22 protein-coding genes and 1 tRNA gene are annotated in these 23,581 nt (G+C 33.4%); 14 read left to right on the top strand and 9 right to left on the bottom strand.

Annotated features, from left to right (window positions below):
• Nucleotides 1-9: 9 nt before the first annotated feature.
• The gene (locus tag J3U66_RS01980; RefSeq protein WP_267332802.1) at nucleotides 10-432 is read left to right on the top strand and encodes a hypothetical protein; all 423 of its coding nucleotides are present in this window, start codon (nucleotides 10-12) and stop codon (nucleotides 430-432) included.
• Between the two features lie 439 nt (nucleotides 433-871).
• On the opposite strand, the gene cmoB is transcribed toward J3U66_RS01980, so the two are convergent.
• Complete coding sequence (gene cmoB, locus J3U66_RS01975; RefSeq protein WP_267344144.1) at nucleotides 872-1,840, bottom strand: tRNA 5-methoxyuridine(34)/uridine 5-oxyacetic acid(34) synthase CmoB; 969 nt, start codon at nucleotides 1,838-1,840, stop codon at nucleotides 872-874.
• A 36-nt stretch (nucleotides 1,841-1,876) separates the two neighbouring features.
• Nucleotides 1,877-2,647 carry a carboxy-S-adenosyl-L-methionine synthase CmoA gene (cmoA, locus tag J3U66_RS01970; protein WP_267332804.1) on the bottom strand — a complete coding sequence of 257 codons (771 nt, stop codon included), beginning with the start codon at nucleotides 2,645-2,647 and terminating at the stop codon, nucleotides 1,877-1,879.
• Nucleotides 2,648-2,679: 32 nt separating this feature from the next.
• Between cmoA and J3U66_RS01965 the strand changes: the two genes are divergently transcribed.
• A complete protein-coding gene (locus tag J3U66_RS01965; protein ID WP_267344143.1) occupies nucleotides 2,680-3,828 on the top strand; it encodes a metallophosphoesterase in 1,149 nt (382 codons plus the stop codon).
• Between the two features lie 19 nt (nucleotides 3,829-3,847).
• Nucleotides 3,848-4,939: a ribonuclease D gene (gene rnd / locus J3U66_RS01960; RefSeq protein WP_267347744.1), complete on the top strand. Its 1,092-nt coding sequence runs from the start codon at nucleotides 3,848-3,850 to the stop codon at nucleotides 4,937-4,939.
• Nucleotides 4,940-4,964: 25 nt separating this feature from the next.
• On the opposite strand, the gene J3U66_RS01955 is transcribed toward rnd, so the two are convergent.
• Together J3U66_RS01955 and J3U66_RS01950 are read right to left on the bottom strand one after the other, a co-directional pair.
• Nucleotides 4,965-5,588 (bottom strand): TRIC cation channel family protein, encoded by a 624-nt coding sequence (locus tag J3U66_RS01955; protein ID WP_267332807.1) that lies wholly within the window; start codon nucleotides 5,586-5,588, stop codon nucleotides 4,965-4,967.
• Nucleotides 5,585-6,277, bottom strand: coding sequence for a 5'-methylthioadenosine/adenosylhomocysteine nucleosidase (locus tag J3U66_RS01950; protein ID WP_267332808.1), 693 nt, complete (start codon nucleotides 6,275-6,277; stop codon nucleotides 5,585-5,587). The genes J3U66_RS01955 and J3U66_RS01950 overlap by 4 nt, the downstream gene beginning before the upstream one ends.
• A gap of 101 nt (nucleotides 6,278-6,378) precedes the next feature.
• Here J3U66_RS01950 and J3U66_RS01945 point away from each other — a divergent pair, with 101 nt between their 5' ends.
• Together J3U66_RS01945 and J3U66_RS01940 are read left to right on the top strand one after the other, a co-directional pair.
• Nucleotides 6,379-7,149 carry an SDR family oxidoreductase gene (locus tag J3U66_RS01945; RefSeq protein WP_267347742.1) on the top strand — a complete coding sequence of 257 codons (771 nt, stop codon included), beginning with the start codon at nucleotides 6,379-6,381 and terminating at the stop codon, nucleotides 7,147-7,149.
• 26 nt (nucleotides 7,150-7,175) lie between these two features.
• The gene (locus J3U66_RS01940; RefSeq protein ID WP_267332810.1) at nucleotides 7,176-8,045 is read left to right on the top strand and encodes a co-chaperone YbbN; all 870 of its coding nucleotides are present in this window, start codon (nucleotides 7,176-7,178) and stop codon (nucleotides 8,043-8,045) included.
• Nucleotides 8,046-8,250: 205 nt separating this feature from the next.
• Here J3U66_RS01940 and map read toward each other — a convergent pair whose 3' ends face one another.
• Nucleotides 8,251-9,039 (bottom strand): type I methionyl aminopeptidase, encoded by a 789-nt coding sequence (gene map, locus J3U66_RS01935; protein WP_065634177.1) that lies wholly within the window; start codon nucleotides 9,037-9,039, stop codon nucleotides 8,251-8,253.
• Between the two features lie 214 nt (nucleotides 9,040-9,253).
• Between map and rlmC the strand changes: the two genes are divergently transcribed.
• The 6 genes from rlmC (at nucleotide 9,254) to J3U66_RS01905 (ending at nucleotide 17,913) form a co-directional block, all read left to right on the top strand.
• On the top strand, nucleotides 9,254-10,408 hold the full coding sequence (rlmC, locus tag J3U66_RS01930; RefSeq protein ID WP_267347740.1) for a 23S rRNA (uracil(747)-C(5))-methyltransferase RlmC: 1,155 nt from the start codon (nucleotides 9,254-9,256) through the stop codon (nucleotides 10,406-10,408).
• 338 nt (nucleotides 10,409-10,746) lie between these two features.
• Nucleotides 10,747-12,942 carry a TonB-dependent hemoglobin/transferrin/lactoferrin family receptor gene (locus J3U66_RS01925; RefSeq protein WP_267347739.1) on the top strand — a complete coding sequence of 732 codons (2,196 nt, stop codon included), beginning with the start codon at nucleotides 10,747-10,749 and terminating at the stop codon, nucleotides 12,940-12,942.
• Between the two features lie 82 nt (nucleotides 12,943-13,024).
• Nucleotides 13,025-14,701, top strand: a complete 1,677-nt coding sequence (locus tag J3U66_RS01920; protein WP_267347737.1) for an ABC transporter ATP-binding protein/permease — start codon at nucleotides 13,025-13,027, stop codon at nucleotides 14,699-14,701.
• A 56-nt stretch (nucleotides 14,702-14,757) separates the two neighbouring features.
• Nucleotides 14,758-15,276, top strand: a complete 519-nt coding sequence (locus J3U66_RS01915) for a HugZ family protein (RefSeq protein WP_267347736.1) — start codon at nucleotides 14,758-14,760, stop codon at nucleotides 15,274-15,276.
• 293 nt (nucleotides 15,277-15,569) lie between these two features.
• On the top strand, nucleotides 15,570-17,132 hold the full coding sequence (gshA, locus tag J3U66_RS01910) for a glutamate--cysteine ligase (RefSeq protein WP_267332815.1): 1,563 nt from the start codon (nucleotides 15,570-15,572) through the stop codon (nucleotides 17,130-17,132).
• 1 nt (nucleotide 17,133) lies between these two features.
• The gene (locus J3U66_RS01905) at nucleotides 17,134-17,913 is read left to right on the top strand and encodes an endonuclease/exonuclease/phosphatase family protein (RefSeq protein ID WP_267332816.1); all 780 of its coding nucleotides are present in this window, start codon (nucleotides 17,134-17,136) and stop codon (nucleotides 17,911-17,913) included.
• Here J3U66_RS01905 and J3U66_RS01900 read toward each other — a convergent pair.
• The 3 genes from J3U66_RS01900 to rnhA form a co-directional block, all read right to left on the bottom strand.
• Nucleotides 17,894-19,153 (bottom strand): transglycosylase SLT domain-containing protein, encoded by a 1,260-nt coding sequence (locus J3U66_RS01900; RefSeq protein WP_267347735.1) that lies wholly within the window; start codon nucleotides 19,151-19,153, stop codon nucleotides 17,894-17,896. The genes J3U66_RS01905 and J3U66_RS01900 overlap by 20 nt on opposite strands.
• A 42-nt stretch (nucleotides 19,154-19,195) precedes the next feature.
• Complete coding sequence (gene gloB / locus J3U66_RS01895; protein WP_267347733.1) at nucleotides 19,196-19,924, bottom strand: hydroxyacylglutathione hydrolase; 729 nt, start codon at nucleotides 19,922-19,924, stop codon at nucleotides 19,196-19,198.
• Between the two features lie 64 nt (nucleotides 19,925-19,988).
• Entirely contained in the window at nucleotides 19,989-20,462 is a 474-nt protein-coding gene (gene rnhA / locus J3U66_RS01890) for a ribonuclease HI (protein WP_267332819.1), read from the bottom strand.
• Between the two features lie 238 nt (nucleotides 20,463-20,700).
• On the opposite strand from rnhA, the gene dnaQ reads away from it, so the two are divergent.
• The 3 genes from dnaQ to J3U66_RS01875 all read left to right on the top strand — a co-directional run bounded on the left by dnaQ (nucleotide 20,701) and on the right by J3U66_RS01875 (nucleotide 22,040).
• A complete protein-coding gene (gene dnaQ, locus J3U66_RS01885) occupies nucleotides 20,701-21,381 on the top strand; it encodes a DNA polymerase III subunit epsilon (RefSeq protein WP_416379709.1) in 681 nt (226 codons plus the stop codon).
• Nucleotides 21,382-21,499: 118 nt separating this feature from the next.
• Nucleotides 21,500-21,576, top strand: a tRNA-Asp gene (locus J3U66_RS01880).
• A 101-nt stretch (nucleotides 21,577-21,677) separates the two neighbouring features.
• Nucleotides 21,678-22,040 carry a YbaN family protein gene (locus J3U66_RS01875; RefSeq protein WP_267332821.1) on the top strand — a complete coding sequence of 121 codons (363 nt, stop codon included), beginning with the start codon at nucleotides 21,678-21,680 and terminating at the stop codon, nucleotides 22,038-22,040.
• 75 nt (nucleotides 22,041-22,115) lie between these two features.
• Here the strand turns inward: J3U66_RS01875 and J3U66_RS01870 are convergent, their stop codons facing one another.
• Nucleotides 22,116-23,171, bottom strand: coding sequence for a hypothetical protein (locus J3U66_RS01870; RefSeq protein ID WP_267347730.1), 1,056 nt, complete (start codon nucleotides 23,169-23,171; stop codon nucleotides 22,116-22,118).
• Between the last annotated feature and the right edge of the window lie 410 nt (nucleotides 23,172-23,581).

Below are 23,581 nucleotides of genomic sequence, written 5' to 3'. Positions count from 1 at the left end.
GATAGCACAATGAAAAAATTAGCGAAATCAGCAGCGATATTGATTGGATTATTGATGTTTTCATCAGCTTATTGCGATGAATTACCGCCAGTATCTAAAGTAAGTTCAGCTATTGTGAATAGTGCAAAAAAATCGATTTTAGGTGAAAACGGTAAGTTTCCATATAAGACGGCAGATGGTACCGAATTAACCAATATTAGCGCAAATAGTAATAACATTATATTTGAGTATAAAATTCCCGCAGATAGCCAAACCCTACCCGTACAGGATCTTTCTGATTATTTTAGAGTTCAGCTTAAAGATGAATTTTGTAATAAGCAAGATGTTGTCAATGTCTTAAGTTTTTATGATATTCGTTTTTTATTTCGTTTTCAGTATTCTGATGATCGTAACGTACCAGCTACGCTATCGATTAAAGAAATTTGTCAGTAATATTCTTAGTTAAGAATGCGTTAGCTAATCGCTATTGGATAAGCTTTAATAAAATAATGCCCATATTTTGTAAAAGTCTTATCCAAACATAACGTATTTATTGATAACACTTCCTATTCCACATAAAAGCCCAAACTGGCTACTAACGTATTGGTTTTCGCCAAATCTACATCGTTAATATGTTTGAATAAGGATTGACTAACTGCTCATCAAAAACTCATTTTTCAAGTTATAAATCATGTATTGTAATATCATTCACAATATTCATCTATTACTGCTGGGTAAGGCAAAAGATCGCAGTCAGGCAATGACTATTACCGCATTATTGCGAATCATTTATTGTGCCAATTGTTAGTCATTGTCAATTAATTAGTCATTTTAAAGAGACATTTTGATTAACACTCATCATCACTATTTGTGTCTATTATTGGTTTGTAGACTAGTTTTTAGCAGTAAATACTGCCCGCATTGGGGCAGGATAGCCTTCTACGGTTTTGGTTATGTCATTGGGATCTAAAAAATCAGCCAGTGAATCAGATGTCATCCATTCTGTTTTACGTTGTTCATCCAAGCTAGTAGTCGAAAGATCAACAAGCTTAACTTCGGTAAAACCACATTTATTGAGCCAGTTAATCATGGTGGGTACTGATGGAATAAAATAAACATTACGCATCTGAGCATAACGTTCACCGGGCATTAGCGCTTGATGCAGCTCACCATCAATGACCAGTGTTTCTAATACTAATTGTCCACCCTTAATCAGCTGATCTTTTAATTGATAGAGATGATCAAGCGGGGAACGGCGATGATATAAAACGCCCATTGAAAATACGGTATCAAAAGCATTGAGTTTGGGTAACTCTTCAATACCTAGTGGTAATAGGTGGGCTCGCTGGTCATTACCTAATAATTTACGGATTGCTTCAAATTGGCATAAATAAAGCGCCATTGGATCAATGCCCACAGCCAATTTGGCTCCAGCACCAATCATACGCCATAAATGATAACCACTATTACAGCCAACATCTAAAACTGTTTTACCTTCTAAGGTATCAATATGATTGATTAATCGTTGCCATTTCCAATCTGAACGCCACTCGGTATCAATATAAATATCATACAAATTAAAAGGTCCTTTACGCCAAGGCATCATGGTTTTTAATAACTGCGTAATCCGTAATTGTTCGCCATTAGTTAGCGGTTGTTCGGTTTTTGCTGTGACACTATGCAATAAATCAATTTGATAAGGCGTGATAGACGGTAGATGCTTAATACTGTTGAGCCATTGATTAAAGCGATTATCAATGTTTTGTTTTTGCCAATTGGCTAGTTGTGCCGGTAAAACTTCAAGCCAACGACTCAGTTTACTTTTTGCGATTATCTGGTAAAAATCACCAAAGTCGATCATGTGTTATTCCTTGTTATCTGTGTTTGCATTTATACATTATTTGATTGCGATAATAGATCCAAAATTAAAACACTGGAACCAAGTGTCTATATGATTAAACCCTGCCTGAGATAAGCGTTTTTTATGCGTTTTGATCGAATCGGTCAGCATCACATTTTCTAACATGTTTCGTTTTTGACTAATTTCAAGTTCGCTATAGCCATTCGCACGTTTAAAGTCATGATGCATATTGAACAGTAATTCATCAATAGTTGGATCACTAAAACTAAATTTTTCAGAAAGGACCAAAATACCATTAGGTTTTAATGCTTGATAGATATTATTTAAAACACGTTGACGATTGTCTGGGGTTAAAAATTGTAAGGTAAAATTAAGTACCACCATTGATGCATTTTGCATACTAATATTGCAAATATCATCACAGATGACTTCAACAGGAACTTTAGCTTTGTATGCTTCGATGTGTCGTTTACAACGTTCAACCATGGGTTCGGAATTATCTACTGCAATAATACGACAATTAGCATGATTGATATTACGTCGAATAGAAAGAGTAGCCGCACCTAAAGAGCACCCCAAATCATAAACTGTTGAATTTGGTTGAACGAATCTTTCTGCTAACATGCCAATCATTGAGATAATATTAGAATAACCAGGAACCGAACGTTGCACCATATCAGGAAAAACTTCTGCAACCTTTTCGTCAAATGTCCAATCGCCTAATTTATCAATGGGTGTCGAAAATAATTGGTCTTTTTTGATATCCATAAAAGTTATTGGTACTATAGAAATTAATTCTGTTATCATACCATTTTTTAGGTTCAATTGTTCGGGTAATTATGAGTTTTATTGCGCTTATTGCCATAGTTGTTAGCATTCTGATCGCTATCTATTTAGGCAAACGTTGGCAATTTTGGTTTAAATGTCATCCACGTGGTGTATATCAAATTGCTTATTGGTTTTTTGTTGGTATCGCGAGTTTATCTTTAGTACTTTCTAAGATATTTGATAGTTTGTCTACATATTGGCTGCCTTTATTGGCGAATGTTACTTTCGGTTTAATTATCTGCGCTATTTTTGTCACTTTATTGTTTGATATTGTGCATAAACTTATTAAAAATAAATTTAGCCCGAATTTAGCGACCAAAATTATCTATATCATTTGTGTTCTCGCACTATTTTGTTATGGCCATGAGATGGCTTTCGAATCTAAAATTGTTAATTATCAAGTTAAAATTAATAAACCGGCTAATGTTGATCATTTACGTATTGTTCAGCTTACAGATATTCATATCAATGAATTAACTACGCATAGAATGATTCAACAAATGGTTGATAAAGTGAATAGTTTGAATGCCGATTTTATTGTTATTACTGGTGATACGTTAGATAAACGTTTAAAACCATTTATTGAGCAAGATTTTTATAAACAATTTCAGCAATTAAAATCAAAATATGGTACATATATCATTTTCGGTAATCACGAATATTTAGGTACAAAGGAACCGAATAATCGTGAACAAGATATCATTAATGCCTTTCAACAAGCGAATATGAAAGTGTTAAAAGATGATATAGTTTATCTGGATGATGTCGGTATTAACCTGGTTGGGCGCGATGATTTTTCATCTGCGTTATATGATGTAAAACGGGCTTCTTTATCTGACTTGATGATGTTTACTGATACGCAAAGCCCAGTTATTTTATTGGATCATCAACCGAAAGATTTAGTTGAACCTGCTTCGTTAGGAGTGGATTTAATGATTTCAGGTCATACTCATGGTGGACAAGTGTTTCCTATTAATTTGCTCGTTGCGGCAATGTATAAAAATGCCCACGGCATCTATCAAGATAATGAGAAACCTTTTGTTAGTATTGTAAGTAGTGGTTATGGTCTTTGGGGACCGCCAATTCGTTTAATGACGCGTTCTGAAATCGCAGTTATCGATATCGATTTTGCTAAACAACCAGCATCAAGCACTAACTAAACTAATTAGGAAACAGACCTTGCCATATCAATTTATTACCAATAATGCGCAGTTAAATCAATACTGCGTAAAAATTGCCAATAGCAATGCAATTGCTTTGGATACAGAATTTGTGCGCACTCGGACTTTTTATCCTCATTTAGGATTGTTGCAAGTGTTTAATGGTGAATATGCTGCCCTGATTGATCCGCTAGCAATTACTGATTGGCAGGCTTTTTTAGCTATCTTAAATAATCCTACTATTGAAAAATATTTTCATTCTTGCAGTGAAGATATTGAAGTCTTTTTACACTTTTTTGGTTGCTTGCCAACGCCAATTATTGATAGCCAAATATTCGCTTCGTTTTTAGATAATCCAATAAGCAGTGGTTATGCCAGCTTAGTTAACAAATATTTAAATGTTGAATTAGATAAAAGTGAAACGCGTACAGACTGGTTAAAACGTCCATTAACTGAAAAGCAATGTGACTACGCTATTAATGATGTATTATATCTTTTCCCTTTGATGAATTTGCTCAAAACGCAATTAACGAAACAAGGTTATTTAACGGCAGCTTATCAAGAATGCCAAACCGTAATTAAGCGTAAGTGCGAAATCATTAATCCAGATGATGCTTATCTTAATATTAAAAACAGTTGGCAACTAAAGGGCAAAAGTTTAGGTCAATTATATAAACTCGCACGTTATCGTTATAATACCGCTAAACAAAACGATATCGCTTTAAATTTTGTCGTGAATGAAGAAACACTATTTAAAATAGCGCGTTATTCGCCAAGTTCCTTGGCTGAACTTGATAAATTAGGTATGAATGGCAAGGAAATACGGTTATATGGACAGGCTATTTTAGCTATTTTATTAGAGCCTATTCCAGACATTCCACCTATTCGTCGAGTGAACTCTTACCCTAACTACAAATATATTGCAGATAAATTAAAACAAGCAGCACAAGATATTGCTGAGCATACTGGGTTGAATCAAGATTTGTTATTATCAAGACGATTAATCAATCAGTATGTTAAATGGCAAATAGATAAAACCGATGCTTTACCTGATATTTTATCTGGTTGGCGAAAGCCTTTATTTGAAAAATATATCGCGAATGAGCAGTAAAAATTCAAGAGTATTGTGATGGCGATTATTTTTTTAATCCAACTATAGGTAGTGTTAAATTACGATAAATCGCTAATAGGCGAATAATAAGTGTCACTGAAATACCGAGCAGGGTGGATATCTCTAACGGCAAATTAAGTGCGTTATAAGCAATGACATGTGTTGTTCCACCGATTATGCAGGCAGTTGCGTAGATATCGGTTCTAAAAACCATAGGAATATCTCTGGCAAGTACATCTCGTATAATTCCACCACCAACACCGGTCATAACGCCCATACATACTGCAATTAGGCTATTGACTTGAGAGTCAATAGCTTTGTTTACCCCAATACCGACAAATACGGCAAGACCAATTGCATCTAATACCGAAAATAACCATTTAGGAATAGTTAGGGTTGATGAATAACGTAACAACAACATGGTTATTAGTGAGGCGATAATAGCAACATATAAATCTGTTGAGTCAGTTATCCAAAAAATCGGTCCATGATTTAACACCATATCTCGAATAGTTCCACCGCCAATAGCGGTAATAACAGCTAAAACAAGTGCACCAATTGGATCCATCTCTTTTTTTGCGGCTAACAATACGCCAGAAATAGCAAATACAATAGTGCCTAAAAGGTCAAACCAAAAAAGGTAACTCACGCAAGTTCACTCAACATTGATTCTACAATCAACGATGACTGTGCAGAAGCAAGTTTTAAAAATGATTGAAAATCAATTGCTGATTCATTATCACCATTATCGGAAATTGCTCGCACCACAACAAACGGCACCTTAAAAAGCCAACATACATGACCAATTGCTGCAGCTTCCATTTCAACAGCAATTGCATCAGGAAAGGTTTGTTTTATTCTATCTAAATGGTTTTTACCATTAATAAATGCATCGCCACTACCAATCGAACCTACAATTGCATTGACGCCATGTTTTTTTATGCAGTTTTCAGCAAGTAATTGATATTTTTCAGCAGATTCAAAGGTGGCAGGGCAGCCAGACATTTGTCCTGGTAGGTATCCAAAAGCAGTTAAATCAACATCGTGATAAAAAACATCCTGTGACACAACAATATCGCCAATATTAAGTTTAGATGATAATCCTCCTGCTGAACCCGTATTAATAACGGCATCGACGTTGTAATTATTCAATAATAATGTTGTGCCCGATGCTGCTGCAACTTTACCGATACCGGATTGGAGCAATACAATGTCACAACCGGCAATTTGACCTAAATGAAAATCACATCCTAAATGGTTTTCTACACGATAGTGATTGATTTTAGTTTTTAATATAGCAACTTCTTCTTCCATTGCGGCAATAATCGCGATTTTCATTTAATCCTCTTAGCTTTGATTAACTCACTTAAATTTAGATGTGCTATCATAATTGCAGAGGATTAACTTGACAATATATCATTACAAAGGAGTGACCAAATTTGCGAACAATATTTATTACCGGTTGTTCTAGTGGTATTGGTTTGATTTCAGCGATTGCTTTAAAAAAACGTGGATATCGCGTTATTGCATCGTGTCGTAAAGCGTCTGACCAGAAAAAACTTATTGAGCAAGGGTTTGAAACAGTATTACTTGATTTAGATAACCCTGAATCAGTTAAGCAGGCAGCAAAAGAGGTGTTAACATTAACTGACGGTAAATTATATGCATTATTTAATAATGCAGGTTTTGGTGTTTATGGTCGGTTAAATACCATTAATCGTGAGCAATTAGAAGCTCAATTTTCAACCAATTTTTTTGGTGTTCACCAGTTAACCCAATTACTGCTTCCTGCAATGCTTGAACAAAATGAAGGCCGAATTATTCAAACAAGCTCTATTGTGGGCATCGTAGCAACCCCTGGTCGAGGGGCTTATTCTGCAAGCAAATATGCGTTAGAAGCATGGTCAGACGTATTAAGATTAGAATTATATAAAACCAATATTAAAGTTTGTTTAATTGAACCAGGTCCCTTAAAAACCTATTTTTCCAGTAATGTTAATCAAACTGAAAAGAATAATACTATAGAAAATCCACCTATTGCTAAACGATTTACGCTTCTTCCTGAAGCTGTATTACCTTATTTATATCATGCATTAGAGAGTAGTAAGCCAAAAATTCGTTACAGGGTAACAAAAGTCACTAAACTTGCTGCTATCGCTAAACGTTTGCTTCCCGATAGATTAATGGATAAAATTTTATCTAATAAATAATAAGCCGAAAAATTTAGGAAACATTTATGCAAAACCAATTTATTTTTGATGTGAATGAACACAATATTCAAGCAATTATTGAAAAGTCATCGCTATCACCGGTATTGTTTTACTTTTGGTCTGCACGAAGTCCAGAACACGAAACAATGACACAAACACTAACAAAATTAGCAAACGAATTTAATGGGCAATTTATATTAGCAAGTGTCAATTGTGATGAACAGCAAATGTTGGCGGCTCAATTTGGTTTAAGAGCAATACCAACTGTGTATCTATTTCAAAACGGCCAACCTGTAGATGGTTTTCAAGGACCGCAATCAGAGCAAGTGATAAGGGATTTTTTAGCTAAAGTATTACCAAATGAAGATGAATTAAAATTAATCGAAGCACAATCATTATTTAATGAAGCTAAATACGAACAAGCTCTACCTTTGTTAAGACAAGCTTGGAAAGCCTTGACCGATCATCTAGGTAAGCCAAGATCTGATATTGCACTAATGCTTGCTAAATCGCAAATAGAACTCAAACAATTAAGTGAAGCAAAAGAGGTACTTAGTACCATTCCATTGCAAGATCAGGATTCCACTTTTCATGGTTTACAAGCAGAAATAGAACTACTCGAACAAGCAGCTAATTCACCTGAATTACAATTGTTGCAAGCGCAATTAGCTCAACATCCCGATAATATAGAATTAATGATTCAATTGTCTTCTCAATTAATGCAGGTAGGGCGTCATGAAGAAGCGTTAGAATTATTATATCAACCGCTGACCAAAGATCTCAATGCTGGAGATGGGCAAGTGAAAAAAACATTGCTGGATCTATTAGCGGCTCTTGGTACCAGTAATCCTCTGGCAAGTGCTTATCGACGTAAACTTTATACATTATTATATTGATAGATAAAGTGTATCGAAAAAGATCAATATTTATTGCTATCTATTGTTTTATTGACTTTAATCATTAACAGTATAACTAACTAATAAAGTGAATTGTTTGGTATTGGTTAGTTAAACAATAGATAGCGAATAAAAAATGGTGGTTTGCTAAAAATAATAAGTAATGAAAGATTCAACAACTGTATCATTGTTGAATCTTTTTTATTTAGTGTTCAATAATGCGAGGAAAGTTTTCATCTTTGCGTAAGGTTAACACTTCAACGCCGTTATCGGTGACTAAAATAGTATGTTCATATTGTGCAGAAAGACCATGATCTTTTGTTTTAACTGTCCAACCATCTTTCATTGTGCGAGTACGCCAATCGCCGGTATTAACCATTGGCTCGATAGTGAAAGTCATTCCCGGTTTTAAAATCACTCCGCCATCGTCAGCATCATAATGCAATACCTGTGGTTCATCATGATAGACATTACCAATACCATGACCACAATATTCTCTAACTGATGAAAAACCGAATTTTTCAACATATTTTTGAATCGTTTTACCAATTTCTTTTAAACGAATACCAGGCTTAATAATTTTTATTGCTTCATATAAGCTTTCTTGAGTGACTTGACATAATTTTTCACCGGCAATGGTCGGTTTACCCGCAATATACATTCGTGAAGTATCGCCATGATAACCATCTTTAATAACAGTGACATCAATGTTAAGAATATCACCATCCTTAATTTTTTTTTCAAAACTTGGAATGCCATGACAAACTACATCATTGATTGAAATACAACTAGTATGTTTATAGCCACAATAACCAATATTGGCAGGAATTGCTTTTTGAACATTAACAATATGCTCATAACAAATTTGGTCAAGTTCACCTGTACTTATACCGGGTTTAACATAAGGTTCAACTATTTCTAATACTTCAGCGGCAAGTTTACCAGCTATACGCATTTTTTCGATTTCATCGGGAGTTTTTAACTTGATAGACATTAATTCGTTCCTATAATATTAACGGCATTATCCTATCATATACCGGTATTTCGTCAAATCATAGCTATTAGTATATTTACAATGAATCGAAAAATGTTGAAATGTTTGGTAAAAAATTAAGGTAAGCTGATGTTTTAGTATAAAATTGAATAGAAATTATCACTCTTAAAAAATTATCAATAAAATATACATTAAAAAAATAGGTTTTATCATCATGCAATGTCGCTATTATCAGCAAAAAAAGTGTTTATCGTGTCCATGGATTGAACGACCTTATCAAACACAACTCGATGAAAAACAACAACAATTGATTAAACAATTAACACCTTTCCAACCGTTAGAATTAAAAGCGCCTTTTGCCAGTGAACAAAAAGGGTTTCGTAATAAAGCAAAAATGGCAGTACTTGGAACAGTTGAAAAACCAATCTTAGGTATACAACACCAGGGACAAGCTGTTGATTTATGTGATTGTCCACTTTACAGTGATAGCATGCAAAGCATTCTTAAAATTGTACGTAGCTATATTCGTAAACAAGGAATAGTTCCCTATAATATTAATAAACGAAAAGGTGAATTGAAATTTATTATTATTACTGAAAGTGCTAGTAATAATCAAAACAGTTATATGTTGCGATTTGTCCTAAGATCCTCAAAATTTGTTGAACAAATTAAAAACACAATCAGTCAGTTACAAAATTACATACAAAATTTACACGTAGTATCAATTAATATTCAACCTAATCATGCCGCAATTTTAGAAGGTGAACAAGAATTGGTTATTACTGAAAATCCATATTTACCAATAAAATTAAATAATATTGAACTCTATATCAAATCGAAAAGTTTTTTTCAAACCAATACCTATGTTGCAGAAAATTTATATAAAACCGCAAGTGACTGGGTCACTCATTTACCAATTAACTCTATTTGGGACCTTTTTTGTGGGGTAGGTGGTTTTGGGTTAAGTTGTGTGACAAATATTGATCATACTATCTGCAATGACATTAAGTTAACAGGGATTGAAATCAGCAGTGATGCAATTGAATGTGCCAATAAATCTGCTCAAAAACTTGGGTTTAAACATTTAACTTTTAAATCACTCGATGCAACTCAATATGCCATTAATCAGCACGATATTCCTGACTTAGTGTTACTCAATCCTCCTCGACGTGGGGCAGGTAAAACGCTTATGCAATATTTAGAACAGGTTGAGCCAAATTACATTTTATATTCGAGTTGTCATTTGACGTCATTAGTAGATGATTTAAATGAATTATCTAACTATAAGATCTTAAAAACTCAATTATTTGATATGTTTCCACATACCTCTCATATGGAAATATTAGTCTTATTACAAAAAAAAGATTAGTTTTCCCATAGCCAGTTCTCAATTTTCTTTATGCTATTAACCACGCATTATTAATGGTAATTATTTTTCATCACTTTTATGAACGTTATACAAATTACCATTTTTATTGCACGACTACTTCTATTTTATTAAGCACAAAGCGTTTTTATATAACCTATTAATTTGATTGAATATAATTTATATATCGCCAATATGATAATCATTATCATATGTAAATGGTAATTATTATCATTGATAATTTTAATTAAATTTGTTAGATTAAAAAATAAAAAATGATAATTATCAAATATTGGAGCAATAGTTAATATAGTTCATATGGATAGGGTTTTTAAAACAGGATGAAAGTAAATAAAGTATTGTTAACTATTTTGGCTGCTTCAATGACATTTCAGGTTTATGCTGAAAATGATGATTTAGATACCATTACGGTAACCGCTAGTCGACAAAAGAAAGCAAAATTGGCCATTCCCGAAACGGTTGATGTGATTAATAAAAAAAATATCGAAGATCATCAAATGTCAACAATGGAAGATGTAGTTCGCTATCTTCCCGGCGTTACTGTTAGCAGACAAACCTCGGGGACTGATCCTTTTGGTAATTTAGGTGGAATTAGAATACGAGGAATGACAGGTAACCGCATACAAATGCAAGTTGATGGTGCGAGAGTCATAGAAGGGTTACAAGATGGCAACCGTAATTTTATCGATTTATCAACAATAAAAGCGGTTGAAATTGTTCGTGGTCCGGGCTCTGTATTATGGGGAGCGGACGCACTGGGTGGTGTGGTTGCCTTTAAAACATTAGATCCAAGTGATTTATTGCAGAATAAGCCTTATGCAGTGCAAATTAATGGTGCTTATGATAGTTTAAATAAACAAAATACTAAAACGGGTATGCTTGCTTTCGAATTAATGCCAAATTTAGAAGCTTTACTAAGTTTTAGTCGGCGTGATTATCAAGAAGCTAAGTTAAGAAAAGCTAAAGCTAATGGGGGAATTTGGGGGTGCCCAAGAGGGGATGAAGCCATCGGATGTAATAAACTTAATCCATTAGATGCTAAAGCAGAAAACCTGTTATCTAAGTTGGTTTTCCATAATGATAACCGCGAAACAAAATTAACTTTTGAACATTTTCGTTCAAACTCTTATGTAAAACAGCTGTATGATTATGGTTTGCAATCTTCGGGAACCTTTAATGGCGACTATAAGCGCACTCAAATACAAACACGAAAACATTATGCCATTGATGATACGTGGTCACCTTCGGTAAATTTTGTTGATCAAATAAAAACAGTGATTTCTTATTCACCCCAAGAGCGATATTTAAAATCTCACCGTGAACAGAGAGATAAGAAAAATAAACCTATCTATACTTATACTACTAATGATTATAAAGAGAAGTTTTTACAGTTTGATTTACAATTAAATTCTAGCTTTGATTTTTTAGATACAGCGCATGATTTAGTATATGGTTTTCAAGGTGATATAACCCGTAGCCATTATCGTAATGAGAGCACTAAAAATGGTGTAAAAACAATTGGTGGCGGATTTAACTTTGCCAATGCAAAAACTCGTCGAGCAGACATCTATCTTCAAGATGAATTTCATTTAATTACAGAGCGCTTTAAAATCAAACCGGGGTTACGTTATGCCACTTATGAAATCAAACCCAATATTGATGATTACTATGTGGTGATTAAAGACAAAGAGCCTCGTAAATTGACTTCACATCGTTTAATCCCACAACTCGGTACACTTTTTTCCCTTACTGATCAATATTCAATTTATGCACGTTATGCCGAAGGTTTTAAAATGCCAACGGCGCAACAGCTATATACCTCATTACCTTCGGCTTCAATGAATTTGATTCCTAATCCTAATTTAAAACCCGAAAAAGTAAAATCATATGAGACGGGGTTACGCGGTGATTTTTCAGAAGGCTGGTTTAGTTTTGGTCTATTTAAAGCCAATTATAGTAATTATATTAAAAACTTTATTCAGGTTGGGCCTAAAGATTATACCTACAAAAATTTATCTAACGTTAATATGTGGGGGATAGAGTCATCTGCTGAGTGGCATTTTCTAGAGAATTGGTCTTTGAACGCTTCGGCCTCATACCAGTATGGTAAAAAGCAATCTTCACCTGGCGAGAAAAAATCTTACTTTAACGAAGCGATGCCTTTACAAGGTAATCTTGGCATTAAATGGCATCAACCCGACCTTAACTTAGATAGTGAGATTGTGAGTTCGTTTTCTAAAGCGGTTAGCCATGTATCAAAAGATGACGAGACAGCAGGCGACGTATTTAAACCTCAAGGGTATGCCATTTATGATGCCTATTTTAATTGGCATCCTAATCAACATATCACGTTAAGAGCCTCAGTCTTAAATATTTTCGATAAACGTTATTTTAAATGGCCTATGTTCAGTACTTATTATAAAGATCCGAAAGATAATGTGAAAGCAACCAATCCATTGGAATTGCAAACCGCACCGGGACGAACATTTGGTTTTGATATAGCGGTTAGTTTCTAAAAAATTTAAATCTAATTAATGATCAATTTTTGTTTAAAGAATTGATCATATTGATGAGTAATAGGCAGTATAGAGAGTAAAGATGTTGCAAACCTTAAAAAATATTTTTTTGCTCATTAAGTTATGTTGCAATACAAAACAAGGTAAGTTGGGATTTGGTTATGCATTTATTGTCATTAGCTTGAATATTATTCTAATAAAAATCAGCCTCGAAATGATAGGTTGGAATAAAAACTTCTATAATGCATTAGAAAAGTATGATATGCAGGGTGTTTTAAATCAAATAATGGTTTTTATTTTATTAACTTTTTTAGGGGCGATGACTTATCTTATTGCTGATTATTTAAAAAAAGTTTTGACTATTACTTGGCGTAATACACTTAATAATAAGATTTTAGATTATTGGATTGATAATAGAGCTTATTGGTATCTTAATAACAAACAACAAAAAATTGATAATCCAGATCAAAGGATAGCTGAAGATTGTCAGTTATTTGTTGAGAAATTAACCAATGAAGGGTTTTCATTTATTACACAGTTAATAGGACTTTTTTCTTATTTTGTCTTGTTATGGCAAATTACCGACAGTTTTGTATTAGCTTTTAGTATTTGCGGTATCAATATCAGTATTTCTCATTATCTGATTTGGTTAGCGCCGTTGTATGTATTATTTTGCTCATGCCTTGCCCATTGGTTAGGAAGACCTTTAAAAAAACTCTTAGTTGAACAACAACATAAAGAAGCAAATTATCGTTTTGCTTTAACGCGGTTTCGAGAATCGAAAGAGCCTATTGTTTTATTAAAAGGTGAAAATGTTGAAAAGCAAATTTTAAATCAGTATTTCGATGAAATAAAAAACAATTGGTATCAATTAATTAAGCGTCAATTACGATTAGGTTGTTTCACAAGACCTTATAATTTGACTGTACTTCAAATTCCCACTTTTTTTGCATTACCGATTTATTTGATTGGCAAAGTCAGTTTAGGTTCATTGATGCAAATTAGCAAAACTTTTAGTAATGTTGTGGTTAATTTATCTTGGTTTATTTTTAATTATAATAAATTGGCTGAACTGATTGCTTGTAGTCACCGGTTGTGTCAATTTGTCAAATATACGCAATCTGTCACGGAAATACATCGTCAATCCGATCAACCTGAAGATACGATAAATACTCTGCAAATTAACAATTTGATCATAAAAACTCCGCAGGGCAAAGTTTTACTTAAATGCCCAACATTTCAGCTAAACCAAGGTGAATCGGTAATTTTTTCTGGCGTATCTGGAGTGGGAAAATCGACACTGTTAAAAATATTATCTGGCATTTATCCTTATTATGAAGGAACAGTGCAATTACCCGCATCAAAAATACTCTTTTTATCTCAGACACCTTACTTTCCAATAGGTGGATTAGCGCATGCAGTTAGCTATCCCGAGCCTTTACTCGAAAAAAATTTAACACATATTAAAGCACTTTTATTAGTAGTTGGTTTTTCGTCAGAAAATATCGAAAATCAATTACTTGATTGTGATTTTAACAAACTATCTGGTGGTGAAAAGCAGCGCTTAGTAATCGCCAGAATATTGATGCAAAAACCTGATTGGATATTTATGGACGAAACAACCAATGCCCTCGATAAAAAATCAGAACAACAACTATTACAATTATTACAACGTAAGTTACCCTCAAGTAGCTTTATTATTATTTCACATACAGATGTCTCAAATTATTTTACCAATTGTTATCAATTGATTTTATAACACATGACAGTAAACATAATTTGAAGATTAAATTAAAATAAAAAAGGAGTTTTTCTATGGCTGAGTCCACAAATGATCTTGTACATAATACTTTAAATAGTTTGCATGAGTCAGTTTTAACCTTGATATTATCAACAATAAATAAAGATACTGGTATTGAAACTAGCTATTCACCTTACTTTTTTGATGGGAATGATTACTATATTCTGATCTCTAATTTGGCGCCTCATAGTCAAAATATTAAAACAAATCCTAACCTATCGTTTTTAATTATTGAGGATGAAACAAACACTAAAAACATTTATGCTCGTAGGCGTATAACATCACAAGCGACAGCTAAGATCATAGAAAGAAGTTCAGATGTGTTTGAACACATTATTGATAATTTGGCTAAGCGAGTCAGTAAAATGGTTTATATGTTGGCTGAAATGAATGATTTCAATTTATACAAAATCACACCAACAGTGGGTCGCGTTGTAATTGGTTTTGGCCGAACATTTATTTACGATCATCAAACCAAAGTGATAACGCCAGTTGATGAAAGCTATCTTGCTAATCAAAAAGCACAACAATAAAAGTAAAATCAGGGTTCAGTTTTAAAAATAGTTAAAATTGAGTAGGCTAATAAAGTCTACTCAATTTATAAACAAATAATAACGTTGTATTTTATTTTCTATCTATCAACATCTACACATTAACCGTTTGATTATTGGAATCGGCACTTTGTTCAATCAATGTTACCGTTTTTGCCGATTAACTCTATAAAAGCTTATTTAATGATTTTAATAATATCAAAATTGCATTTAGCATAAGGCAAATTGTGTTAATATGATATTAATAAAAAATATGATTAAGGAAGCACTAAACTATGATTCCTGATGTTTCTAAAGCACTCAACTGGTTAGAAAAGCATTATACTATTTTACAAGGTATTCAACGTGGTGTTGAACGTGAAACGTTGCGTATTTTACCTGATGGTACATTATCTAAGACCCCGTTTCCTAATAAAATTGGAGCTGCTTTAACTCATCCATGGATCACAACAGATTTTGCCGAATCGATGTTGGAATTTATTACGCCAGTTAATACCAACATCGATTATATGCTAACGTTTTTACGTGATTTACATCGTTACGCTAGTGTCAATATTGGTGATGAAATGATGTGGCCTTTAAGCATGCCGTGCTTTGTCGCAAATGAAGATGACATTATTTTAGCGCAATATGGTAAATCAAATGAAGGACGCTTCAAAACAACATATCGAGAAGGTTTAAAAAATCGCTATGGCGCGATGATGCAAACCATATCTGGCGTGCATTATAATTTTTCATTACCAATGGCTTTTTGGCAAGCTCGTGATGGTGTTAAAAATAGTGAAGAAGGTAAAGCGGTCATTTCTGAAGGCTATTTTAGATTAATTCGTAATTATTATCGTTTTGGTTGGGTCATTCCTTTTTTGTTTGGTGCATCACCCTCTATGTGTTCTTCTTTCATTCAAGATCCCCAAAAAGCCAAAGCGTTTATTGAACAAACCAATGGTAATTGCTATTTACCTTATGCGACCTCATTAAGATTAAGTGATATAGGCTATACCAATAATGCTCAAAAACAATTAGGTATTACTTTTAATCATCTTGAGACTTATGCCGAAGGATTAAAACGAGCAACGCAAACTAAATCCCCAGAATTTGCAAAATTAGGTATCAAAGTTGACGGTCACTACCGTCAATTAAATGATCATGTATTACAGATAGAGAATGAATTCTATGCGCCAATTCGACCAAAACGCGTGCCTAGGGCTGGTGAAACCCCATCAGATGCTTTATTACGTGGTGGAATAGAATACATTGAAGTTAGAGCCTTAGATGTAAACCCATTCTCACCGATTGGTATTACTGAGGAGCAAATTCGTTTTATTGATCTATTTTTAATATGGTGTGCCTTAGCTCCCGCACCCGAAATGAGTAGCCAAGAGCTTGAATGTGCAAAATTAAACTGGAATCGTGTTGTCATAGAAGGGCGTAAACCTGGGCTTGAAATTGGTATAGGTTGTGATAGTTATCATGAGCCGCTTTCTAAAGTTGGTCATGATTTATTTAAAGACTTACTGCGTGTTGCTGATGTTTTAGATCATAAAGATGATCAACAGCAATATCGTAAAGTTTGTGAACGATTAGAATTGATGTTTGATCAGCCAGAGCTAACACTTTCAGCAAGAACATTACAGGCTATTAGTGATTTAGGTACGTCTGAATTTGGTTTAGTACTTGCAACTCAATATAAAAAACAACTTATTACCGAACCACTATCGTTATTAACCGATGGTGATTTTGTTCAGCAACGTATTTTATCTATTGAAAAACAGCAAAAGAAAGAGCAAAGTGATACATTATCATTTGATGATTATTTGAAACAAAAAATGACCGTTTAGTATGTTTAAAAATCGTGATTATACATTAAGATATCAAGGAAATAATGATGTTGAATTGATTTTACCTAATCATCATATCATCGTAAATCAACCTTTAATTGACCAAAACTCTTTTTCAGTTTTAGTTTGGAATATTTTCAAGCAAAAAAGGGCGGATTGTATTCAAATTTTGGAGCAATATGCAAAAAGTACCAAAATAATCTTATTACAAGAGGCCCAAACCACACCACAATTATTAAACTTTATTGCAAAGCATAATAAAATAGCTGATCATGTTCCGGCTTATTGTTTAAATGATATCTATGCAGGCGTTATGACCATAACTGATAGTTTACCTACTGCCTTATTATCTTTTAAAGAGAGAGAGCCACTAATTAGAGTACCTAAGTCAGCATTAATTACCTATTACCCGATTGAGCACTCTTTAGAGCAATTATTAGTCGCCAATATACATGCTATTAATTTTAGTTTGGGGGTAAAAGTTTATCGCCAACAAATGTTCATATTGTTAAATCGTATTAAAGAACATCATGGACCGGTCATTTTGGCTGGGGATTTTAATGCGTGGAGTCGTCAACGTTTAAATCTTTTATATCATCTGATTCGTTCTATAGGATTGAAACCGGTCAATTTTTCTGTCGATATTCGAAAAACATTTATGGGCAGACCGTTAGATTTTATCTTTTATCGAGGATTACAACTTGATGCGGCTGAAATTATTAGTACAACGGCATCCGATCATAATCCTCTATTAGTGAATTTTAGATTGGGTTTGCATTAGCAAGGTTGATAGTTAAAATATCGCCTTCTTTTACACGCGAATTTTTTAACTTATTCCACTCAAGTATATCGGTAATTTTTACACGATAGTTTTGTGCGATAGAGTAAAGGTTATCACCTGCTTTAACAAGGTAGGTAATTTTTTTACTGCTATTACCATTTTTACCTAAAATAGAATTAACCGTTTTATTATTTGTTGAACTATACTTAATCGTTGACGATTTCACTTCAAATGGCATTGTAGCATGCGGTACGTCTTGTAATAGTTCAGTTATTTCATTGGCAACCAGATTCTCTGCTTGTAATTTTTTAAATAAATCTTCAGCATGAACATAAGGAACTAGCAGATGGAAAGGACCATTTACTGTTTGTTGTACATACCCTGCATTATATGTCATTAAATCATTGAGTGATAACCCAGTATATTGGGCAATTTTAGCCAATGCGATATTTTTAGACATATCGATTCGAACTAAAGAATTTTCATAATTACAATCGGGTAATTTAATACCATATTGTTGATTATTTTTTACAATATCAATGATGGCTAAAATCTTAGGTACATAGTGCATGGTTTCACTAGGTAAATCTAAAGACCAATAATTGATTGGTAAACCTTTAGCTTGATTTTTTTCAATTGCTTTTCTAACTCGACCTTCACCCGCATTATAAGCAGCAAGAGTTAATAACCAATCACCATTAAATTTGCTATTAAGGTTTTGTAATAGTGATATAGCTGAATTAGTTGATGCAATCAAATCACGGCGACCATCAAAGTAATTGCTTTGCTTTAATCCATATTCTTTGGCTGTAATTGGCACAAATTGCCATAATCCCGCAGCTTGAGCAGAGGAGGTTGCCATCGGATCGTATGAACTTTCAATTAAAGGAATTAATGCCAACTCTACCGGTAAATTATTTTTACGTAATTGGTTGATAATATAGTATACATAAGGTTCAGAACGTAGTGCGATAGTTTCAAATCCTTGAGGATCACGTAATAAACGTTCTCTTTCAGCTTTAATTCGACTATTCTCTGGCACATTAACATTGATTTGCGCTAACATAAATTGCCAAGGATTTTGAGTCACTGATGAGTAATTTACACCACCACTTTTGATACTCGTTGTCATTATTGATTTAGAGTTGTGCTTTTTATAAGTGCTATTATAGCGAGCTCCGTGATTTTGACATGCACCTAAAAAAGAACATAACACAGTAAAAATTATTAACTTTTTCATTAGTTTACAAGATTTAACATGAATTTAAGTTGAGTATTATACCTAAAAATTGTCTTTTTGGCTCCTAAAAAAAGTAAACAATTCTAACTCATTGTTAAAATTGAATTTACTTTGTAAGTTTTTTTCATTACATCTCAAAAATAAATTAATTTGTCTTTCATTCAACAACGTTGAAGGTAAAGTTATTGTTTTATTTGAAATATAATTTAAATATTGCGTAATATTTTTGTCTTCCGGTACCATGTGTGTAGCAAATTTTAAATTCGATAAAGTGTACTCATGACCTGCACAAATTAATGTGTTATCCGGTAACTTTTTTAATTTATTGAGTGAATCTAACATTTGCTGGTAGTGCTGCTCGAAAACTCGTCCACATCCGGCCGAAAACAACGTATCACCACAAAAAAGATAGGGCGCACAGTAATAGGCTAAATGTCCTAAAGTATGGCCTGGTACTTTTAATATATCAAATTTAAAATCAGCAATGGTAATTGTGTGCTGATTAGATAGTGATATTAAATGTAGATTAATTTCACTTGGCCCATAAATGGCTATATCAGTATAGTAATCTTGCAGTAATTTAACACCACCAAGGTGATCAATATGGTGATGAGTAAGTAAAATTGCAAGGGGGGAGAGTTGGTGCTGGTTTAGATAGTTAATAACAGGTTTGCCATCACCAGGATCAACGATAATCACTTGCCTATGGGCATTTTCGAGCAACCAAATATAGTTATCTGCTAATGCCGGAATAATATGTAATTGAAACATATGACCTAACTCCTTTCAACAAAATTTATTAAATATTATCACGCTATTTTTATTGAATTAACACTTAGTCAACTGCAGATTGTTCAAATAGCGTGTCATGCATAGTTGGATTTTCAGCCATACTTTTTGCAATGACATCACAACGTTCATTTTCAATATGTCCAGCATGTCCTTTTACCCAAATCCATTCAATTTTATGCGTTTGTACTAGTGAATCTAGTCGAGTCCAAAGATCGGCATTTTTTACTGGTTTTTTATTAGCTGTTTTCCAACCGTTTTTTTTCCAAGCATGGATCCAGTTTAAAATGCCATTACGCAAATATTGACTATCGGAAAATAATTCAATTAAACAAGGTTGTTTTAGCTCTTCTAAAGCAACAATTGCTGCAAGTAATTCCATACGGTTATTTGTTGTTTTATAAAAACCTTTTGATAAGATTTTTTCTGTTTGTTTATATTTTAATATCGCGGCATAACCACCAGGACCGGGATTGCCTAAGCAAGAACCATCAGTATAAATTTCTATTTGTTTGAGCATGTTAATAATCTTTTAAAATGATATTAATTGTTAGCTATCTGCTAAAGATAAAACCAAAACGAGTGTTTGTTACTATAAATGAGTTAACCCTCTATACTATTGGGTCTCAACATTAGAAGCGTTTAGTGCTAAACTATACCATTATTTTGATCATTCCCCAATTATTGATAAACAAAAAGAGAATAACGTGATAACCAATTGTAATCGCCAAATTGTATTAGATACAGAAACCACTGGTATGAATCAAGAAGGCAATAATCATTATGAAGGACATAAGATTATTGAAATTGGTGCTGTTGAAATTGTTAATCGACGATTAACAGGAAATCATTTTCATGTCTATATTAATCCCGAACGTTTAATCGATGAAGAAGCCTTTAAAGTTCATGGTATTAGTGATGAATTTGTAAAAGACAAACCTATTTTTAAAAATATTGCTCATGATTTTATCAAGTTTATAGATGGTGCTGAGTTAGTTATTCATAATGCTTCGTTTGATGTCGGCTTTATGGATTACGAATTTCGCCTTTGTGGCTTAAATTTCAAAACAGCAGATCACTGTATTATTACCGATACCTTAGCAATGGCAAGACGCTTGTTTCCGGGAAAACGTAATAATTTAGATGTGCTTTGTGAACGTTATCAGATTGATAATTCTCACCGAACGCTGCACGGCGCTTTACTTGATGCCGAGATTTTAGCAGAAGTCTATCTTGCAATGACAGGGGGGCAAACCACCTTGTCATTTAGTAACGATGATCATCTTTCATCTTCCACTGATGCTAATGCTGTTAAGAAAATAGATCGTAATGGTAATCGTTTAAAAGTAATCAAAGCGTCTGATGATGAACTTGGCCAACATAAAGCTATTTTAGAAAAAATTGACAAAAAAAGTGGTGGGGCGTTATGGAACTCATAATAATGATGGTTTTATATGCAATTAAACATTAATTTGCAAATTATTATTGACGAAAATAAAATTTATCTTTAACATCACGCCTACTTTAATGTTGTTGCATTAAAGAAAGCTAAAAAGCGGAGCGGTAGTTCAGTTGGTTAGAATACCTGCCTGTCACGCAGGGGGTCGCGGGTTCGAGCCCCGTCCGTTCCGCCAATTCAATCTTGTTTTGGTCCTTATTTGTTACCTAATTATACTATATCTACTTAGTATCCATTCTATTAATCAATATTTAGTCGAAATAGAGCTATATTCTCATGTTAAAAAAATGGTTATTTATCATCGGTGGTGGCATGGCTTTTACATTAGGGACAGTTGGAATTTTTGTTCCTCTTCTACCAACAGTACCTTTTTATTTATTAACTGCCTATTTATGGCTTAATAGCTCTGATCGTCTTTATCACTATTTTACCAAAAGTCGTTATTATCAGATTTATATCCAGAAGATGCTAATTGAAAAACAAGTTACTAAATCAAGCCTGCTAAAAATGTTAATAATGGTGTTTATTGTTTTGCTAATTCCATTTATTATTTTTAATTCATTACATGTTAGAATTATCTTAGCGGTAGTCTTTTTAGCTCACCTTGTTTTTGGTTATTATTATTTTAATAAGCAGTAATAGCTAAGCGGAGTGTTTATAACAAGCAAATAAATTACAGGGCAAGTTACCCTGTAACAATATACAAGTTAATGGTTATTTTTTCAGGCTCTTTTTAATTTCGATTGCTAATAAAGGATTCCACATAGCACCTGTAGCACTCATTACTGCATCCGCTCCAACGTTTAACAATTCATTATAATGTTCACTATTGCTAACCCCACCAACGCCAATGATGCTAAATTTTAAATCCATCTGTTTACGATATTTAGCTAAACGACTCACCATATCTAAACCAGCCCAACGAATAGCATCACCACATATTCCACCTTCTTTTCGATTATCACCTAAAGCCGGATGACCTTTGGCATCAACTGGTTTAGCGGATAACGTGTTAATTGTACTTAAACCGTCGATAATAGAACCAACACGCGTTAATAAAGAAACAATTCTTTCATCATCAGGAAAATAAGCTAGTTTTAAGATAAGTGGGCGATCTGGTACTGCTGTTTTAATTTCATTAACGATACGTTCAACTTTATCAACATCAAAGCACAGTAATTTACTTGCCCCTTCATTTGGGCAACTCAAGTTTGCTTCGAGTATTGGTGCATTGGTTTCTCTTACTAATTTTGCAGCTAAAGCATAATCTTTTTCAATTTCACCTTGACCTTGTGTACCTTGAAAACTACCAATAACGCATTGACCCTGTCCCGCTGAATTTACCGCATCAGCCATGTCAGGCTGCCAAATATCTGGCGCAAAAGAGGGCACGCCAAAGGAGTTAGTAATCGATAAAGGTTGTTGATAATTAGTATCAGCTAAAACAGTATCAAGATTACTTGATAATTTTCCTGTAGGATGAACTGATAAAACATTTGGTAAAGGATGGCATTTATGGAATTTTGTTCTAACTGTTTTATATACACATAAATCGAATCCATAAGCAAAAGCAGCTTTAATATAATTGGCATTTAATAAAGGTCCAGCAGGCTGACCGAAAGGTAGGTTAACATTAACATTTAAGAATTTAGTTTGTTTAGTCGGCACGTGTTCTGCTTTGTCCAATTCGGCAAAAAGTCCAAAAGGTCCTTGAGCATAATTATCTTCATAACTGATGTTCGGATTATAAAAAGGGATTAAGGCGGTCATATCAGCTCCTATTTATGTGTGTTCTTAAAATCAATTTGGTTTATAATGGTTGAGGAAAATAAATTTAAGAGATGCTTAAAATAAAAAATCCTCCATAAAGGAGGATTAATAATTGTAATTAAAAAAGAATGAAGATTTAGTTTTTCGTTCTGTTTGGGTATCTGGACCACTAACATTTATACATTCCTTTTTATATGAGTTGCTTGGCATTGTAGCTGAATTAAAATAAAGCACAAGCCAAAAACAAGAAAAAATATCTAAGTAAATGAAATAGTTATAGTGTTTTTTTTGAGACAAGTAATTAAATTATATACACTACTATAACTATTTAACTGTCAAAAAAAGCAATTTCTAATTATTCTGAATAATAAGATCTTATAAGCTATTAATAAAATTGAATAATTTTTGTC

The sequence above is a fragment of the Gilliamella sp. B2969 genome (assembly GCF_026536195.1).
In the GTDB taxonomy this organism is placed as follows: Bacteria; Pseudomonadota; Gammaproteobacteria; order Enterobacterales; family Orbaceae; genus Gilliamella.
Note: the sequence above shows the minus strand (reverse complement) of the source record. Positions and strands in the feature narration are given on the sequence as shown.

Bases quoted from the DNA above. Each gene is read 5' to 3' on its own strand.
- J3U66_RS01980 (WP_267332802.1), top strand. From the start codon at position 10: ATGAAAAAATTAGCGAAATCAGCAGCGATATTGATTGGATTATTGATG.
- cmoB (WP_267344144.1), bottom strand. From the start codon at position 1,840: ATGATCGACTTTGGTGATTTTTACCAGATAATCGCAAAAAGTAAACTG.
- cmoA (WP_267332804.1), bottom strand. From the start codon at position 2,647: ATGATAACAGAATTAATTTCTATAGTACCAATAACTTTTATGGATATC.
- J3U66_RS01965 (WP_267344143.1), top strand. From the start codon at position 2,680: ATGAGTTTTATTGCGCTTATTGCCATAGTTGTTAGCATTCTGATCGCT.
- J3U66_RS01950 (WP_267332808.1), bottom strand. From the start codon at position 6,277: ATGAAAATCGCGATTATTGCCGCAATGGAAGAAGAAGTTGCTATATTA.
- J3U66_RS01940 (WP_267332810.1), top strand. From the start codon at position 7,176: ATGCAAAACCAATTTATTTTTGATGTGAATGAACACAATATTCAAGCA.
- map (WP_065634177.1), bottom strand. From the start codon at position 9,039: ATGTCTATCAAGTTAAAAACTCCCGATGAAATCGAAAAAATGCGTATA.
- rlmC (WP_267347740.1), top strand. From the start codon at position 9,254: ATGCAATGTCGCTATTATCAGCAAAAAAAGTGTTTATCGTGTCCATGG.
- J3U66_RS01925 (WP_267347739.1), top strand. From the start codon at position 10,747: ATGAAAGTAAATAAAGTATTGTTAACTATTTTGGCTGCTTCAATGACA.
- J3U66_RS01920 (WP_267347737.1), top strand. From the start codon at position 13,025: ATGTTGCAAACCTTAAAAAATATTTTTTTGCTCATTAAGTTATGTTGC.
- J3U66_RS01915 (WP_267347736.1), top strand. From the start codon at position 14,758: ATGGCTGAGTCCACAAATGATCTTGTACATAATACTTTAAATAGTTTG.
- gshA (WP_267332815.1), top strand. From the start codon at position 15,570: ATGATTCCTGATGTTTCTAAAGCACTCAACTGGTTAGAAAAGCATTAT.
- J3U66_RS01905 (WP_267332816.1), top strand. From the start codon at position 17,134: ATGTTTAAAAATCGTGATTATACATTAAGATATCAAGGAAATAATGAT.
- J3U66_RS01900 (WP_267347735.1), bottom strand. From the start codon at position 19,153: ATGAAAAAGTTAATAATTTTTACTGTGTTATGTTCTTTTTTAGGTGCA.
- gloB (WP_267347733.1), bottom strand. From the start codon at position 19,924: ATGTTTCAATTACATATTATTCCGGCATTAGCAGATAACTATATTTGG.
- rnhA (WP_267332819.1), bottom strand. From the start codon at position 20,462: ATGCTCAAACAAATAGAAATTTATACTGATGGTTCTTGCTTAGGCAAT.
- dnaQ (WP_416379709.1), top strand. From the start codon at position 20,701: ATGAATCAAGAAGGCAATAATCATTATGAAGGACATAAGATTATTGAA.
- J3U66_RS01875 (WP_267332821.1), top strand. From the start codon at position 21,678: ATGTTAAAAAAATGGTTATTTATCATCGGTGGTGGCATGGCTTTTACA.
- J3U66_RS01870 (WP_267347730.1), bottom strand. From the start codon at position 23,171: ATGACCGCCTTAATCCCTTTTTATAATCCGAACATCAGTTATGAAGAT.